This window comes from Isoptericola halotolerans (assembly GCF_013149785.1).
GTDB classification, from domain to species: Bacteria; Actinomycetota; Actinomycetes; order Actinomycetales; family Cellulomonadaceae; genus Isoptericola; species Isoptericola halotolerans.
Genome location: NZ_JABEZU010000002.1, coordinates 510,765 through 527,163, shown reverse-complemented (window position 1 = coordinate 527,163; position 16,399 = coordinate 510,765). Strand labels below are relative to the sequence as shown.

General features: G+C 73.8%; 15 protein-coding genes. 3 read left to right on the top strand and 12 right to left on the bottom strand.

The genetic code is table 11. From position 1 onward, the window contains the following. Positions 1 to 13: 13 nt before the first annotated feature. The 7 genes from HDG69_RS10135 to HDG69_RS10105 form a co-directional block, all read right to left on the bottom strand. Positions 14 to 1,459, bottom strand: a complete 1,446-nt coding sequence (locus HDG69_RS10135) for an apiosidase-like domain-containing protein (protein ID WP_171783659.1) — start codon at positions 1,457 to 1,459, stop codon at positions 14 to 16. Continuing rightward, positions 1,456 to 2,901 (bottom strand): hypothetical protein, encoded by a 1,446-nt coding sequence (locus HDG69_RS18685; protein WP_216645449.1) that lies wholly within the window; start codon positions 2,899 to 2,901, stop codon positions 1,456 to 1,458. The genes HDG69_RS10135 and HDG69_RS18685 overlap by 4 nt, the downstream gene beginning before the upstream one ends. 112 nt (positions 2,902 to 3,013) lie before the next feature. Then, complete coding sequence (locus tag HDG69_RS10125) at positions 3,014 to 3,997, bottom strand: glycosyltransferase family 2 protein (protein ID WP_171783658.1); 984 nt, start codon at positions 3,995 to 3,997, stop codon at positions 3,014 to 3,016. Continuing rightward, positions 3,990 to 4,847 (bottom strand): glycosyltransferase family protein, encoded by an 858-nt coding sequence (locus HDG69_RS10120; protein WP_171783657.1) that lies wholly within the window; start codon positions 4,845 to 4,847, stop codon positions 3,990 to 3,992. Before HDG69_RS10120 ends, HDG69_RS10125 begins: the two co-directional genes overlap by 8 nt. Next, a complete protein-coding gene (locus HDG69_RS10115; protein WP_171783656.1) occupies positions 4,847 to 5,674 on the bottom strand; it encodes an ABC transporter permease in 828 nt (275 codons plus the stop codon). The genes HDG69_RS10120 and HDG69_RS10115 overlap by 1 nt, the downstream gene beginning before the upstream one ends. A 1-nt stretch (position 5,675) precedes the next feature. Continuing rightward, a complete protein-coding gene (locus HDG69_RS10110) occupies positions 5,676 to 6,890 on the bottom strand; it encodes an ABC transporter ATP-binding protein (RefSeq protein ID WP_216645448.1) in 1,215 nt (404 codons plus the stop codon). A gap of 61 nt (positions 6,891 to 6,951) precedes the next feature. Next, the gene (locus HDG69_RS10105; RefSeq protein ID WP_343036365.1) at positions 6,952 to 8,016 is read right to left on the bottom strand and encodes a glycosyltransferase family 4 protein; all 1,065 of its coding nucleotides are present in this window, start codon (positions 8,014 to 8,016) and stop codon (positions 6,952 to 6,954) included. Positions 8,017 to 8,128: 112 nt separating this feature from the next. Here HDG69_RS10105 and HDG69_RS10100 point away from each other — a divergent pair, with 112 nt between their 5' ends. From HDG69_RS10100 to HDG69_RS10090, 3 genes are read left to right on the top strand one after another with little or no spacing between them, the layout of a single operon-like run. Then, entirely contained in the window at positions 8,129 to 9,304 is a 1,176-nt protein-coding gene (locus HDG69_RS10100) for a glycosyltransferase (protein WP_171783654.1), read from the top strand. Beyond that, positions 9,301 to 10,440, top strand: coding sequence for a glycosyltransferase (locus HDG69_RS19590; protein ID WP_171783653.1), 1,140 nt, complete (start codon positions 9,301 to 9,303; stop codon positions 10,438 to 10,440). The genes HDG69_RS10100 and HDG69_RS19590 overlap by 4 nt, the downstream gene beginning before the upstream one ends. Next, positions 10,437 to 11,369: a glycosyltransferase gene (locus tag HDG69_RS10090; protein ID WP_171783652.1), complete on the top strand. Its 933-nt coding sequence runs from the start codon at positions 10,437 to 10,439 to the stop codon at positions 11,367 to 11,369. The genes HDG69_RS19590 and HDG69_RS10090 overlap by 4 nt, the downstream gene beginning before the upstream one ends. Here HDG69_RS10090 and HDG69_RS10085 read toward each other — a convergent pair. From HDG69_RS10085 to HDG69_RS10065, 5 genes are read right to left on the bottom strand one after another with little or no spacing between them, the layout of a single operon-like run. Next, a complete protein-coding gene (locus tag HDG69_RS10085) occupies positions 11,320 to 12,228 on the bottom strand; it encodes a glycosyltransferase (protein ID WP_171783651.1) in 909 nt (302 codons plus the stop codon). The genes HDG69_RS10090 and HDG69_RS10085 overlap by 50 nt on opposite strands. Beyond that, positions 12,225 to 12,860 (bottom strand): PIG-L deacetylase family protein, encoded by a 636-nt coding sequence (locus HDG69_RS10080; protein ID WP_171783650.1) that lies wholly within the window; start codon positions 12,858 to 12,860, stop codon positions 12,225 to 12,227. The genes HDG69_RS10085 and HDG69_RS10080 overlap by 4 nt, the downstream gene beginning before the upstream one ends. Then, positions 12,857 to 14,050: a polysaccharide pyruvyl transferase family protein gene (locus HDG69_RS10075; RefSeq protein WP_171783649.1), complete on the bottom strand. Its 1,194-nt coding sequence runs from the start codon at positions 14,048 to 14,050 to the stop codon at positions 12,857 to 12,859. The genes HDG69_RS10080 and HDG69_RS10075 overlap by 4 nt, the downstream gene beginning before the upstream one ends. After that, positions 14,040 to 14,888 (bottom strand): sugar phosphate nucleotidyltransferase, encoded by an 849-nt coding sequence (locus HDG69_RS10070; RefSeq protein WP_171783648.1) that lies wholly within the window; start codon positions 14,886 to 14,888, stop codon positions 14,040 to 14,042. The genes HDG69_RS10075 and HDG69_RS10070 overlap by 11 nt, the downstream gene beginning before the upstream one ends. Continuing rightward, positions 14,885 to 16,306, bottom strand: coding sequence for a glutamate-1-semialdehyde 2,1-aminomutase (locus tag HDG69_RS10065; RefSeq protein WP_216645447.1), 1,422 nt, complete (start codon positions 16,304 to 16,306; stop codon positions 14,885 to 14,887). The genes HDG69_RS10070 and HDG69_RS10065 overlap by 4 nt, the downstream gene beginning before the upstream one ends. Between the last annotated feature and the right edge of the window lie 93 nt (positions 16,307 to 16,399).

The following is a 16,399-nucleotide window of genomic DNA, read 5'->3' as shown; positions in this document are numbered from 1 at the left end:
GACGCCCCGGCCGTCAGGCCTCGACGACGAGCAACCAGTCCGTCGCCCGGTCCGCGTGCCGGTCGTCCGGAGGGACGTACATCCCGGAGCCGTCGAGCCGCGCCTCGTGCGACTCCCCCGTCGTCGGGTCCCACCACTGCGCCGCGCCGGTGGCGAACCCCGGGGCCAGCCGGACCGGCCGGGCCGACGGCACGTAGACGACGGTGAGCGATCCGTCCGGGGCGGCCGCGCACGTCGCCAGGTCGGACTCCAGGACGTCGGCCGTGCCGTCGAGCTGGGAACCGTGCTGCACGTCCTCGCCCGCGCCCTCCACGAGCACGGAGCCGTCGAGGTCGGGGACCAGCGCCGGCCAGTCGAGCGTCTCCAGCCGGGCACGGATCATGCCGAGCTGTGTCACGGCCGTCGACGTCAGGGCGTCCAGGTAGTCGCCCTGGGAGCTCCACACGTCGCGCCGGCCGTAGGCGACGTAGACACCCCCGCTGGTGTAGGTCCACAACGCCTGACGGCGGATCGACTCGTCGGTGGTGTCGGGACCCTGCGTGTTGTTCTCGTCCTCGTAGTTCGACTCGACGAGGACGACCGGGCCTGCGGCGAGCTCGTAGCCCTTGCGCACGACGGCGTAGGTCGGCGCGTAGCTGTACGCGGCCTCGACGTCCGTGCGGCCCACCCACCGGGGGTTGTCCGAGGAGAGCGAGGAGTTGTTGTGGTACTGGATCGTGGCGGGGTGCTCGTCACCTGCTGCGCGGATCCCGTCCAGGCACGCGAGGAGGTGCGGGTCGAGGTCGTCCCACAGGTCGCTGCCGTAGTCGACGCCGAACAACCAGATGATGCCCGGGCGGCCCCCGTACCGTTCGCCGAGCAGCCGCCCGAACTCGTGGCACTGGTCGAGGTCTCCGATGCCGTAGGCGACCAACGGACCCATCGCACCGAGCAGCACCGTGGTCCCGTGCGCCGCCGCGGTCTCCAGGACCTCGTCCAACCGCCGCCAGTAGCCCTCGTCGAAGCGCGTGACGTCCCCGTCGACGAACGCCTGCTGTCCGTCGACGCACCCTTCGACCCGGTTCTCGCCGTCGATGTGGAACGGCAACGAGGAGATCTGCACCCCGTTGAAGCCCTGCTCCCGCCGGGTCGCGAAGTAGGTGGCCACCTCCGCGCTGGTGTAGACCCCGGTCATGCTCCACACGGTGTCCGCCAGGACCAGGACGGGATCGCCGTCGTCGTCCACCAGTGCGCGGCCGTCCGCAGAGACTCCCGCCACGAGCGCACCCGGCTTCTGCGTCCACCGGTCGACCGCCGCCTCCGGCAGCATCGGCTCGGCACCGCCGCTGCAGGCCGAGAGCAGGAGCAGGCCGGAGGCCGCGCCGGCGAGACCGAGGAAGTCGCGCCGGCTCAACGCCGCAGGCAGGGGGCGCGGGACGGAGGATCGTGCCCACGCCTCCTCCCGGGCCGCCCGGCTCATGACGACGGCAGGGGTTGCGGCGCGCAGTCGCCCAGCCTGACGCCGAACCCGCTCGGGTGACCCTCGACGAGCGCGCCGTCCTCGTCGCCGACCAGCGCGATGGTGTGCGTGTCGCCCGGCGCCAGCAACGTCTCACGCCAGACGTTGGTCCCGCGCTGCCACTCCACCACGAGCACCGCCCCCCAGACGACCTCGAGCTGGCAGCCGTCGGCCCAGTCGCCCATGTACGGGTAGATCGGTTGCCCGTCGGGACCGAAGGCGGTCCGCGAGGCGTTGCCCGCCCGGCCGTTGTCGGGGTAGGCGGTGCCCTGCGGCCAGGAGATCGCGGAGCCCGACCAGGGGTCGCCCGAGCAGTCGGAGACGTTGCACTCCCAGGACGACGCGGTCGCGGTGACGACGTCGCAGGTGCTGACGTCCGTGCACGGCTCGGTCGGCGTGGGATCGCCCGGACCGGGGTCGCCCGGGTCGATCGGGTCTCCGGGCACCTCGGCACCCGACGCCAGCACGTACGCGAACGCGGTCAGGCTCTGCACGCTGACCACGTCACCGCTCTGCACCCCCGTGATGAGCCGGGTGGTGCCGGCCGACAACGTGGCGCGCACGGTGTGGGCGCCACCCGGCGGACCGGCGTAGATCGACGCGCTGCCGCTGGTCACGGTGACCGACAGGCCCTCGGCGACCGCCCCGTCCAGATAGACGGGGTGCGTGGCCGTGTAACCGCTCTGGCCGGCCGGTCCGGCGCCCAGGCTCTCGGGCCAGACCAGCCCGTAGCCGGCGAGCGACGGCCCCCACGCGCACTGCGAGGTGTCACAGACGAGAGACGCCGCCGTGGCCGGTCCTTCCCACCCACCGGGCGCAGGGCTCGGGCTCGGCGACGGGCTCGGCGACGGCGACGGGCTCGGGCTCGGCGACGGCGACGGGCTCGGCGACGGCGACGGGCTCGGCGACGGCGACGGGCTCGGCGTGCCTGCCACCGTTCCCGTCACCTCCCAGGTGAAGGCCACCGAGCTCTGGACCGCGAGCACCTCTCCGGCTGCCAGGCCGGTCACCTGGACGGACTGGCCGGCCCCCAGGCTGTACGAACGGTGCGTGGTCGCGTCGGGTGCACCGGCGGTGAGCTGCAGCTGACCGGTGACGGCCTTCACGGTCAACCCGTTCGCCACCGCGGCCGGCAGGTAGGCCGGCGCGCTCGCGGTGTAGCCGAGCCTGGCGGTGCTCCCGCCGAGCTCGCTCGGCCAGGCGACGGCCTGCCCGGAGAGCGAGGCGCCCCAGGGGCACGGGGAGCCGGTACAGGTCAACGACAGCGTGCTGGAGCTCCCCGACCAGGTCGTCGACGTCGCGGCAGCCGGCACAGACGCCGTCGCACCGATGCCGAGGGCGACGGTCACGGACAACAGGAGCGCGCCCAGCCTTCGCGCCAGCCGTGGGTTCTGAAGTCTCATGACACCCTCCCCGGGTCGGGGCAGCGTCGAACCGCGCCCCCTTCTCGCAACGGTAGGAGCCCGGCGAGACGCTGGACAGAGCGCCACCGGGTGAATCGCGGTCCGGCCGACGTCATCGGGCGGACCTCCGCTCGGCTCGCCGCTCCCACAGCCCGGCACCCGTCCCCACGGCCAGGCCGGTCAGCTCGATCGCCGAACGCAGGATCACGGCCGGCGCCCGCAACCGCGCCCGGCGGTCGAGGCCCGGCACCCGGCCACCGACCGCCCGCACCGTCCAGGCGCACCGCATCCTCAGCTCGCGCAGGAGCGTGCCCGCCAACCTGCCCGGGTAGACGGACCGTGGGCCGAACACCCGCAGGTACATCGCCTGCTGGTTGCGGCGGGCGTAGAAGTGCCAGCGCCGGTCGAAGCGGTCACCCTTGATCGCGTACGGCGCGGACACGTGGCGGACCACCGCACGAGGGTTGAAGACGAGTCGTCGGCCCCGCGCACGCTGGCGCAAGGAGATGTCGGTCTCCTCGCACACGCACGGACCGGGGTACTGCCCGTGGACGCCACCGACCTCCAGCAGCGCGCTGCGTCGGAACGACATGTTGGCCCCGAGCAGGTGGTCGACGCCGATGGTGCGGCCAGGGTCTGCCGTGAAGTGGCCCAGCAGACGCCCGTCGGGAAGCAGCCGACCGATCCGGTCCAGCCCGTCCCGGTCCTCGCCGGGCTGACCGTTGACGATGCGGCCCCCGACACCGGCGACGCGCGCGTCGGCGTAGCAGGCGACCAGCTCGTCGAGCCAGTCCGCGTCGACGTAGGCGTCGTCGTCGACGAAGGCCACGACGTCTCCCGTGGCCGCACGCAGGCCGATGTCACGTGACTCGGGTGTGGTGCTCGGCCCGAGGTCGTTGCGCAGGTAGGAGGCTCCGGCGAACTCCGCGACGACGTCGCGCGTCAGCTCGTCCGGCGAGGCGTCCACGACCAGCACCTCGCGCGGCGACGTCCGCAGGAGCTCCAGGTGTCGCAGACACTCGCGGACGTAGTCGGGCCGGCGGTACGTCGGCACCACCACGCTCACGGACAGCCCACCGGCTCCCGGCTCAGACATCCTCGGCCTCCGGGGCGATGACGGACAGCCGCAACCAGGCCGGGTGCCGGCGCACCGGCGTCGCCAGGACGGCACGCCAGGGGCGCCGGGTCCGTGCCACCCACTTCGCGTAGACGGCAGGCTGCGAGTACGCGGCGGCGTGGCCCGACCATCCGAACTTGCGGCGCATCTGCTCGTCCGGGCGCACCCACGAGTAGTGCACGACGGCGTCGCTCACCGGGATCACGGCATGCACCGGTCGCTCGTACGCCTGGACGCGGTCGGTGTGCCAGGGCCGCAGGTCCACGCGGAAGTGCACCGCGGCCGACGACTGCCGGGCGCAGTCGAGCGTGACCCCGGGACGCACCGCGAGGGGACCGGGAAAGCTGGCAGCGGGCCGCCAGAACCGGGTGGAGGCCTCGAGGTACCGGCCACCGCCGGGCGCGTCACCCACCCGCGAGTACAGCCAGCGGGCCGGGTACTCCAGCGCGTCGGCTCCGACGTCCTCCGCCTCGTCCACCATGGCGAGGAAGGTGCCCGGGGCAGGCATGATCTCGTCGGTGTCGAGCTGGAGCACCCAGTCGGCGCCGTCGCCGGCCTGGTCGAGAGCCGTCTGGCGCTGCGCGGTGTCGTTGGCGATCGGCTCGGCGTCCGGGTTCCAGAAGTCACCCGGGGCCAGGACGCACTTGCCGTCGACGTCGACCGCCTTGATGATCCGCAGGCACTCGTCGACGGGCAGCGAGGTGCCGGTCCACGAGGTGGAGCTGCGGTCGTAGGACACGACCACCCGGTCGACACGGTCGTAGTACGAGCGCAGGCTCGCGGCCAGGAAGTGCGGGTCCGCGGCCAGCACGTAGGCGTGGATCCTCATCAGATCACGTCCGCGAACTGTCGTTCGTACCGCTGGAAGACGAGGATCCCGCCCAGCAGCACGAGCAGGCTCGAGACCACCATGCCGACGATCTGCCACGTGGGTGGCACCTGCTGACCGAGGAGCGACCAGCGGTAGGCCTCCAGGAACCAGGTCAACGGGTTGGCCTGGAAGAGCCACTGGGCGGCGGGCGGCAGGTCCTGGGTCGCCTCGACCGAGTAGGCCACCGGTGTCGCGTAGAGACCCATCTGCAGCAGCCACGGCATCACGTAGCCGACGTCGCGGTACTTCACCTGCACGGCCGACGCGGCGATGCCGATGCCGAGCGCGAAGAGCAGCAGCAGGAGCGTCCACACCGGCAGCAGCAGGACCGCCCAGCCCGGGTTCACGCCGTACACCACGAGCAGCAGCGCACCGAGGGCCAGGGCGACCGCGTAGTCGAGCAGGACCCCGAGCGAGCTGGACAACGGCACCAGCAGCCGGGGGAAGAACACCTTGGCCACCAGTGCCTGGTTCGCCACGAGCGACGCCGAGGACCGCGCGATGGTCTGGCTGAAGAGGTTCCAGGCGAGCATCCCCATGAAGCTGAACAGGAAGTACGGGACCCCGTTGGTCGGCAGCCCGGCGACGGCGCCGAAGACCAGGGCGAAGATCCCCGCTCCGAGGAGAGGCTGGATCACGACCCACGCCACGCCGACGGCGGTCTGCCGGTACCTCAGCAGCACGTCGCGCAGGCCGAAGCGGTACATCACCTCGCGCGCCGCCCACAGCTCGCGCCAGCGGGGAAGGCCGAGCCGTCCGGGCGGGGTGATCACGACGGTGGCCATCTCAGCGTCCCTGGAAGTCGTAGTCCGCGAGGACGACGGCCTGAGCCGTCGCCTCGTCGAGCGTCATCTCCGGATAGGGAGTGGCGGGCAGCACCTCGAAGGTGGCCGCGCCCTCCCAGGCGTCGAGCACGCCGGCCTGGCAGACGAAGGCGTCGACGGTGTAGCGGCCGGGCTTGAGCCACGGCGCACGCAGCGTGAGCTGGATCTCCTGCTCCTTGCTGGGCTCGTACCACCCGCCCACGGCGCGCGAGTCGCACTGGGCGACGACGGCACCGGAGGCGTCGTTCACGTGCACCGAGACGAAGTACGAGCCGACGAGGTCGGGGCTCGAGCCGACCCCGAGCACGAACCGCTTCGTCTCGGCAGGGTCGAAGACGTCGGACTCGGGCACGACCGACCCGGCCCGCAGCTGCCCCGTACCAGGCCGCCTGTCGGGGTCCTGCTGGTCGGCGGCGAACTGCGCGAAGCTGCGGCGGTACACGTCCAGAGCCCCGTCCACCGACCCGGAGTACGTGAGCCGCCCCTTGTCGAGGTAGACGGCGCTCGTGCACAGCGCCGTCACCGTCGGCACCAGGTGACTGACGTACAGGACGGTGCGGCCGTCCTTGGCGACGTCGCGCATCTTGGCGAGCGACTTGCGCTGGAACTCCGCGTCACCCACCGCCAGCACCTCGTCGATGGCCAGGATCTCGGTGCGCAGGTGCGCCGCGACGGAGAAGGCCAGTCGCACGTACATCCCCGAGGAGTAGCGCTTCACCGGGGTGTCGAGGAACTTCTCGACCCCGGAGAAGGCCACGATCTCGTCGAACGACGAGCGGATCTCCCGGCGGCTCATGCCGAGGATGGCACCGTTCAGATAGATGTTCTCCCGGCCGGTCAGCTCGCCGGAGAACCCTGTCCCGACCTCCAGCAGGCTGCCCATCCGACCCGCGAGCTCGATACGACCCCGGGTCGGTGCGGTGACCCGGGTGAGCAGCTTCAGCAGCGTCGACTTGCCGGCCCCGTTGCGCCCGACGATGCCGAGCGCCTCCCCCCACGGCACGTCGAGGTCGACGCCGGTGAGCGCGTCGAACTCGGTGAAGCGGGACTTGGCCCACGGGCTCCGCAGGCGCGCGGCGACGGCCTCGACCACCGTCGTCGGACGGTGGCCGGAACGGCCGATGCGGTACGTCTTGCCGAGTCCGCGGACGGAGACGGCAGAGCGGGAGGCGGACACGTTTGGAGCGTATTGCGCGCGCTGGTGCGAGCCCATGTCTCGCCCGGGTGAAGTGCGGGTTTCACCCGGGCACGGCATGGCCGAGGAGCGACCGCCAGACGCGGGCGTGCCCTGCCGCGCTGGCCTCCCAGGTGAACGTCGCCGCCCGGTCCCGGCCCGCGGCCACCCGGTCGGCGACCCCTGCGCCGCCCTCCAGCACGTGCACCAGCCCGTCGGCCAGGCCGGGTCCGTCCGGCTCCACCAGCCAGGCGGCCCCTCCGCACACCTCCGGCAGCGCGGCGCGGTCGGCCGCGACGACCGGGACGCCGCACGCCATCGCCTCCAGCGCGGGCAGGCCGAACCCCTCGTGCAGCGACGGCACCACGACGGCATCCGCCGCCGCCATGAGACCGGGCAGGACGCCGTCGGGGACGCGACCCAGCCGCACGACGCCGTCGAGCGCGCCGAAGAGGCGGTCCCTGCGGGCCGCCGGCGGTCCGCACATGACCAGCCGGACGTCCGGGACGGCAGCCCGGACGCTCGGCCAGGCGTCGGCCAGACCCTCGAGGTTCTTGCGTGCCGTCGCGCCGCCGGCGTGCAGCACGTACCTGCCGCGGACACCTGCTGCCGCGAGGTCGGCCGGCGCCGCCGGCGCGACGTCGAAGTACTGCGCGTCGACACCGTTGTGCACCACGTGCACCCGGTCGAGCCCGAACCGTTCGGCGATGTCGTCCGCGGAGAACTGCGAGACGGCGATGACCGCCTCGGCCCGACGGGTCTCCTCGGCGGCGTAGGGCTCCGGGGCGGCCTCGTCGGGGTACCGCCAGGCCACGGTGTCGTGCACCGTGACCACCTCCGGCACCGGGGCGGGCGGCATCGACAGCCCCATCCGGTGCACGACGGCGGCGCCGCGGTACAGCCAGCGCCCGGCGGCCCGGCGTGAGCCCGGCACCGTCCCACGGAGCACCGCGCCGGGCAGACGCGCCGTACCGGGCAGGTCGGAGCGCAGGGTCCGCACGAGCGCGCGGCGCACGCGCACGGCGTCGCCCACGGCTGCCTGGGCACGGCGAGCGACGTTCTCCTCGTACGCCTGCGGTCCCATGGGCAGCGCGGAGGCGAACGAGGCCAGGGTCAGGACGGGCTCCACAGGCACATTGTGGTCCGCCCAGGCAGGGACGGGCGGGTGAGATCCGCCGTGGAGCGGGTGAGATCCGCGCCCCGTCCGGTCGCGGGGCAGGCTGTGTCCCTACGATCACGAGGTGGCCTCCATCGCCCTCGTCACGAGCTCGTTCTGGCCCCGTCCCGGCGGGGTCGAGGAGCACGTCCGGCGACTGGCCGTCGAGCTGAGCCGGCGGGGTCATCGCGTCGCCGTCTGGTCGGTCGACCGGGGCGACGACACCTCCGGGGTCGAGAGCGCCGTCCCCGATGTCCGTGTGCGCTACCTGCCGGCACCGCTGCCCACGCGGTCGCTCGGCGGCGTCGGCCGGTTCGCCACGGCCCTCCCCGCTGCCTGGCGTGCCTGGGCCCGAGCAGCCCGCGACGACGCGCCGGACCTGCTCCACGTCCAGTGCTACGGGCCGAACGGACCCTGGGCGACGGCCCTCGCGGCGGCCCGCCGTCGGCCGCTCGTGGTCGGTGTCCACGGGGAGACCCAGGGTGACGCCGACGCCGTGTTCGACACCTCGGCGCTGCAGCGACGCGCGCTGCGTACCTCTCTGGCCCGGGCAGCGGCGGTCACGGCCTGCTCCCGTCACGCCGCCGCGGACCTCGCCCGGTTCGGCCACGACCCGCGGCGCGTCGTCGTGGTGGGCAACGGCGTCGAGCTCGACGAGCCCTCGGGCCCGCCGCCCCCGGGGCTCCCGCAGCGCTACCTCCTCGCGCTCGGGCGCGTCGACCGCGTCAAGGGCTTCGACCTGCTCGTGCGCGCCTACGCCCGCGCAGCCGGTGCCGGCGACCTCGCCGACGACCTGCACCTCGTCTGCGGCGGCGACGGTCCCGAGCGTGCCGCCGTCCAGGAGCTGGCGCACCACCTGGGGGTGGCGTCCCGGACGCACTGGACGGGGTCGCTGGACCGCGGCGCCGTCGTCGCCGTCATGGACCGGGCCGAGGCACTGGTCGTGCCGAGCCGCGCCGAGGCGTTCGGCATCGTGGTGCTCGAGGCGATGCGGGCCGGGGTGCCGGTGCTGGCGACCCGCCGCGGTGGGGTACCGGAGCTGGTGCAGGACGGGGTCAACGGGCTGCTCGTCGACCCGGAGGACACCGACCGGTTCGCCACGGCCCTCGGCGACGTCACGGAGCCGGGCTCGCGGCAGCGTCTCGCGGCGGCCGGCCACCGGACAGCGGTCGCGCACACCTGGACGGCCGTCACGGACCGGGTCGAGCAGGTGTACCGCGACGTCCTGACCACCGTCGAGACGCACGAGGCCGCGACGTGAGCCGGTATGTGCACGTCCTGACGCCCGGCGACCACTACTCACCGCGCACGGGCAGCGCCGTCCCGACCGTCGTGCACGGCCTCAACGCCGCCACCGCGAGCCCTCCGGCCGTCGTCGTCGCCCGGGGGACCTACGCCGACCGGTACGACGACGCCGAGGCGATCGAGTACACGCCGGCGCCCGGCCCAGGACGCTGGGAACGCCGCCTCGACGCGGTCCGGGCACCCCTCGGGCTGCCGCGGGCCGCACGCCGCACCTGGGCCGCAGCCCTCGCCGGTCAGGACAGTTGGGAACCCGCGACCGTGGTGCTCCACAACGCACCCCAGGCGGTGGCCCTCGTCCACGCGCAGCACCAGCCCGTGCTCTACGCGCACAACGACCTGCTGCGCACCTACACGCGGCGCGAGGCCGGGCGGGCGCTCGGCGAGGTGTCCGCGATCGTGTGCGTGAGCGACCACCTCGCCGAGCGCACCACCGCCCGCCTCCCCCACTCGCTGCGCGAACGTGTCCACGTGGTGCGCAACGGCGTCGACACCGACCTGTTCAGGCCGGGGCCCGGCTTCCCCGACAGGGTGCAGGAGCTGCGCATCGTCTTCGTCGGCCGGACCATCCCGGACAAGGGCCCCGCCGTCCTGCTCGACGCGGTCGAGACCCTCGACCGCGACGACGTCCACGTGACCGTCGTGGGCAGCGCCGGCTTCTCCGCGACCGACCCGCTGACCCCGTACGAGCGCCGGCTCCGCGCGACCGCGGGTCGCCTCGGAGGACGGGCGACCGTCCGCCCCTTCGTGCCGCGCACCGAGGTCCCCGGGCTGCTGGCGTCGGCCGACGTCGTCGTCGTCCCGTCCGTCTGGCCCGACCCGTGCCCCCTCACCGTGCTGGAGGGGATGGCCGCCGGCGCGGCCCTCGTCGCCTCGGACGTGGGCGGTATCCCCGAGACCGTGGCCGACGCCGGCACCCTCGTGGCGCCGGGTGACACGGCCGCCCTGGCCTCAGCCCTCGGACACCTCGCGGACGACCCCGTGGCACTCGCCACGGCCCGGCGGAAGGCTCGCTCGCACGCCGAGGCACGGGACTGGTCCGTGGTCGCGTCCGAGCTGGCCGCGGTGCTCGAACCCGCCCGGAGGACGCCGTGACCGTCCCGGCCGTGTCGGTGGTGGTCGCGACCAACCGCGGGCCGGACAACCCGTACCTGGCCGAAGCGCTCGCCTCCGTGTGCGCGCAGACCTTGCGGGACATCGAGCTGGTGGTGGTCGACGACGGCGGTCCGCTCCCCTTCGAGGCGCGCGACCTGCCGGTGGCCCCGCTCGCCGCACGAGTGGTCCGGACCGCAGGCCGTGGACCGGCCGAGGCCCGCAACATCGGTGCCGCACAGGCCCGGGGGACCTTGCTGGCGTTCCTGGACGACGACGACACGTGGGACCCGGACCGGCTGGAGCGGCACGCCCGGGCGATGCAGGCCGACCCGACGCTCTCCCTCACCTACTGCCCCATGGACTCCGTCGACGCCTGCGGTCGCGTCATCAACCCCGCGGACCAGGTCCCGGTCGCCACGACCGCCGACGTCTACCGGCGTCGGACCGGCATCCTGCTGCCCAACACCGTCGTCCGTGCCGAGGCCTTCCGGGCCGTCGGCGGCTTCGACGGGTCGCTCCGGCTGGCCGAGGACCTGGACCTGGTGCTCCGGCTGGCCGACCACGGCCGGGTCGCCATGGTCGGCGACCGCTCGCTGGTCGCGTACCGGCGGCACCCGGACAACGCGACCCGACGACACCGCGAGCTCGCCGCGGCGATCCGGGACGTCCTCGCACGGCGGTTGCGGTCCGGCGGCGCGACGACGCGACCTGAGCTGCACGACGCGCTCGTCGAGGCCCAGGCGGCGAACGACCGCTACGCCGCCTGGTCCGCCGGGCGCGCCGCACGCGCCGCGCTCAGGGACGGTGACCTCCGTGCGACAGGGGCCGAGATCTTCTGGGCGCTCCGTTTCGCCCCCCGCGCTCCCCTGCAGGCGGTGATCAGGCGCGTCGCCCGGCCCCGCGCGCGACCCGCTGCACGTTCCGCTTGACGTCGTAGGGGAAGAACCGCCAGTTCTCGACCGTCCAGTCCCGCAGCACGACGCGCACCGCGCGCGCCCGGTCGCGGACGCCGAGCGGCGCGGTCGCCGCCTCGGTCAGCAGGCGGTGGTTGAGGTACCACTGCGGGAACGCGATCTCGCGCCGGTGCGAGCGGTAGGCGCGGGTCTGGCGCACCGGGTCGGCCGCCTGCAGCTTGTTGGTCTGCTCCTCGTGGTTGCGCGCCCAGTACAGCTGCTCGGGCACCTGCACCCACGGCGCGCGCAACGCCATCCGCACCGCGAGCGCCATGTCCCCGCCGTAGAAGTCCGGGTGGCCGCCCATCGACCGCAGCACCTCGGTCCTGATGACGCCGCCGTAGCCGATCACCTGGTACGCCTGACGCACGAAGAACCGGTGCAGACGCTCCGGCGGTCCCACCCCGAGGAAGTCCAGGTCGACGTCGTCCCGCTCACCGAGGCGTTCGCCGTCGGCCCCGATCAGCACCACCCGGGAGAAGGCGATGGTCGCCTCGGGATGCCGGTCCAGGGCGGCACGGCACTGCGCGAGGTGCCCCGGCCGGACCACGTCGTCCGCGGCGTTCCACATGAACAGCGGAGCCTGCGCGGCCGCCAGCACGCGGTTGAAGTTCCACGTGACCCCCCTGTTGGTGTCGCTGTGCAGGACGGTGAACCGGTCGTCCGTGGCGGCGAACGACCGGGCGATCTCCAGCGTGTCGTCGGTCGAGCCGTTGTCGGAGACGACGACCTGGACGTCTGCGAGGTCCTGGTCCCGCAGGGCCGTGAGCGCCTCGGCGAGGTAGCGCTCACCGTTCCAGACCGGCACGCCGACGGTCACCACCGGTCGCCTCACAGGGCGAGCACCGCCTTCGTCACGAAGAAGGCCTCGGCGTACCGCGCCCGGCACTCGATGCCCCGCAGCCGCATCAGACCACCGAAGGTCTCCCGGTCCCACCAGTCGTGCCCGCTCTGGGACCCGTAGCACTCCTCGAGGATCTCGAGCTTGCGGTGGGCGACCTCTTCGGGCAGCGGCACGTAGAGGCTGGGGCGTCCCAGGTCCCCGTCCCACTTCGGGATCTCGTAGTGCAGCACCAGGGCGTCCCGCCAGACCGTCGGAGCCAGCTCGCCGAGGAGACGGTGGTCCTGATGGGCGTCGTCCCGCCGCGGGACGAGGACGACGTCGGGAGGGGCCGTCACCTCAGCCAGCGTGTGCAGGGCGGCCTTGACCGCACCCCAGTGCTCCGGGAGGCGACCGTCCGGCAGCCCGACGAACGTGGACGTCGACCCGGGCCACACCTCGGCCGCGGCCCGACGGGCCTCCTCGCACCGCGCGGGAGTCCCCGTGACGGTGAGGAACGACGCCGTCGTCCCGACGCGGGCGGCCAGCCGGAGCAGCGTCCCGCCGCACCCGATCTCGAGGTCGTCCGGGTGCGCGGCCAGCGCGACCACGTGCAGCGGGCCCGTGGCGGGCAGCAACGACATCATGGTCGCACCTCCAGGGGCACGTCGTCCGGTACCAGCCCCAGCGAGACCCGCAGCCGCGACGCCTGTCCCGCGAGCAGCCGGCGGGCCTGGTCCACCCAGGCCGTCGCGTCGGCGTGAGCCGCCTGCCACGCCTCCCCGTCGGACAGCAGGTGCAGCACCTGGTCCGCCACGAGCGCCGGGTCGAAGCCCGCGACGTCGTGGGCCCGGGCAGGGGCGCCGACGTCGCCCAGCAACCAGTCCTGCTTGCGGGCGTACCCGAGCGAGACGGGCGGGACCCCTGCCCGGACCGCCGTCACCAGGTTGTGGTACCGCGCCGCGACGACGACCTGGCAGCCGGCGAACCAGGTGTCGAGCTCGGCCAGGTCGGCCGCAGGTGCCCGGACGACGGCGTCGTGCCCGGCGCGTGCCACCACCTCGTCGGCGATCAGGTCGTCGAGCACGGCGCCACCCACCACGCGCACCCGTGCGCCGGCCACGACGAGCCGTCGCACCAGCTCGGCCACCGCAGCGAGGTACCGGGCGCGGTCCCAGTCCGCCTCGATCGTGCCGGTGCCGTGCGTGTCGATGACCCCGAGCGCCACCGTCCAGGGTCCGTGGGACCGGGCGCTCCCCTGCACCTGCCCGGCGAGCACCAGGTCCGGGACCACCGGGGGGCGGCTGCGGCCGAGTCGCTCGGCGCACGCCGCCGAGCCGTCGTCGCGCACGGTGACCGTCGTCGCCGCGCGCAGCACGAACCCGAACAGCGCACGCGTCAGCCGGTGCCCCCCGTCGTCCACCCCGACCGACAGCAGGTGCAGCGGACGCCGTCGGCAGCGTGCGGCGAGGGCGTACCAGCCCAGCGTCAGCGGCACCGCGGTCGCCCGGACGGCCGACCCCTCGAGCAGACCGGTCCCCGGGACGACGATCGCGTCGACCTCCCCGACGCGTCGCCACGCCCAGCGCAGGTCGCGGACCTTGCCCAGCACACCTCGCCAGCCGCCGCGGCGGGCGCCGGGGTCGGTGAACGCCACGGCCGGCAGCCCCCGCGCCTCGAGGACCGCGCCGGGCTCCTCGGTGAGGACGACCAGGTCGGCGTCGCCGAGCACGTCGAGCATCGCGTCGAGCGACGCCTCGTTGCCCAGGTTGCCGATGCCGAACTGGCCCAGGAGCGCCACCCTCGGGCGCAGGGGCGCGGGGGCGTCAGGCGCCACGGACCTGCCCCACGACCTCGGGCACCGCGACCTCCGGCACGCGACGCGCGCGGTGCTGGGCACCCCGGTCCCACACCGCCCACGGACGGTCACCGACCCGGTTCATCTCCTCGAGCGCCGAGCGCTCCTTGAGCGTGTCCATCGGGGCCCAGAACCCGGCGTGCGGGTGGACCCTGAACCTCCCGTCGCGGGCGGCGCGGGTGCACGCGTCCATCACCAGGTCCTCACCCTCGTCGAGGTAGTCGAAGATCCCCTGGCGCAGCACGAAGTAGCCGCCGTTGATGCACATGCTCATCCGGGCCACGGGTTCGAGGTCCAGCATCCGGCCGTCGGGGTCGAACCGCACGACGTGGAACGAGTCCTGCGGAGGCACCGCGAGCAGGGTGCCCACGGCGTCGGTCGTGACGAAGTCGTCGATGATCTGGTTCATCGGGGCGTCCGTCAGCACGTCGCCGTAGTTGGCGAGGAACACGTCGTCGTCCTCGAGGTAGCGGCGCACGCGGCGCAGCCGCTCACCGATCGCCGTGTCCATGCCCGTGTCGACGAACGTGATGCGCCACTCGCTGATGTCGCTCGACAGCAGCTCGACGTGCTCGCCGCCCTTGGTGAGCACGAAGTCGTTCGAGTGTGTCTCGGAGTAGTTGAGGAAGTAGTCCTTGACCGCGTTCGCGCCGTGCCCCAGGCACAGGATGAACTCGGTGTGACCGAAGTGGGCGTAGTACTTCATGATGTGCCACAGGACCGGGCGGGTGCCGATGGGCATCATCGGCTTGGGCAGCGAGTCGGAGCCCGACCGCATCCGCATGCCGAGGCCACCGCAGAACAGGACGACCTTCATCGCGCACCTCCGTGGTGTCGGACGGGCTCGGGCCGGTGCCGCAGCCGGCGGGGCGCGGCGCGCTCGCGCAGCGCGGGGGCCACCGGGGGGCCGACCAGGAACTTGTCGGTGCTGCCGGCGTCGAGGGCGGCCGCGTACGTCGGCAGGGCGCCCGCGACGGCGTCCACCGTCCGGTCGAGGTCGGTGTCGGTGTGCGCGGCGGAGACGACGAAGGACTGCGCCAGCACGCCACGGCGCAGCAGCTCGGCGAGGAACAGCGTGCGGAACGGCTGAGAGGGCGCGCCCGAGCCGTCCCGGGTACCGAAGACGAGGCATGCCGGGTGGCCGGAGACCGTCACGTGGTCGGCCAGTCCGGCGGCACCCACGACCTGCTCGACTCCGGCACGCAGCCGACGCCCGCGCTCGGCGAGCACCGCCGGCACGTCGAGGGCGCCGTACTCACGGTGCACCGCGAGCCAGGCCGCCAGGCCGGCGGTCTCCGCCCCGTGGGTGGTCGACAGCAGGAACACCCTCCGCTCGTCCGTGGCGAGCCCGCCGAGCTCCATCAGCTCGCGCCGGCCCGCCAGCGCCGAGACGGCGAAGCCGTTGCCCATCGCCTTGCCCCACGTGGACAGGTCCGGGGTGACCCCGTAGACCGCCTGCGCCCCGCCCGACGACCACCGCATCCCCGTGATGATCTCGTCGAACACCAGCACCACGCCCTCGCGGTCGCAGAGCGCCCGCAGCCCTTCCAGGTAGCCCGGCGGCGGCTCCTGGTGGGCGGTGGCGGCCTCCAGCACGAGCGCGGCGACCTCCCCGCGGTGAGCGGCGAGGAGCTCGGCGGTGCCCGCGAGGTCGCCGTACCGGAAACCGACGGTGAGGTCGGTGATCCCTCGCGGGATCCCGGCGTCCATCGCGGTGGTGCCGATGAACCAGTCGTCGGTGGAGAAGAACGGGTGGTCGGTGCACACGGCCACCAGGTCCCGCCCGGTCGCCGCCCGGGCGAGACGCACGGCGGCGGTGGTGGCGTCCGAGCCGTTCTTGGCGAACTTGACCATCTCCGCGCCGGGGACCTGCGCGCAGAAGGCCTCGGCCGCGTCGAGCTCCCACCGGCTCGGTCGCGAGAAGCTCACGCCGTCGGCGATCGCGGTGGTCACCGCGTCGACCACCGGGCGGTAGCCGTGGCCCAGGGTGACGCTGCGCAGACCCATCCCGTACTCGACGTACTCGTTGCCGTCCACGTCCCAGACGTGCGCGCCGGCGCCCCGCGCGAGGACCGGCGCCAGACCCTCCGGGTACTGGTCGGAGGCACGGGCGTACGTGTGGGCCCCCCCGGGGACGAGCTCGTGCAGGCGCGCCTGGGCGGCGACCGAGCGCTCGAGCCGCTGGTCGGGCGGGCCGTCGGCTGCGCCGGCGTCGAAGCGCACCTGCTGGGACATCGTCCCCTCCTCCCGCACGGCCACGGGCGACACGACCCGGTCGCCCGTGGCCAGTCTCCGACGCGACGCCCCCTCGCTGAAGGCGTGCGGCGG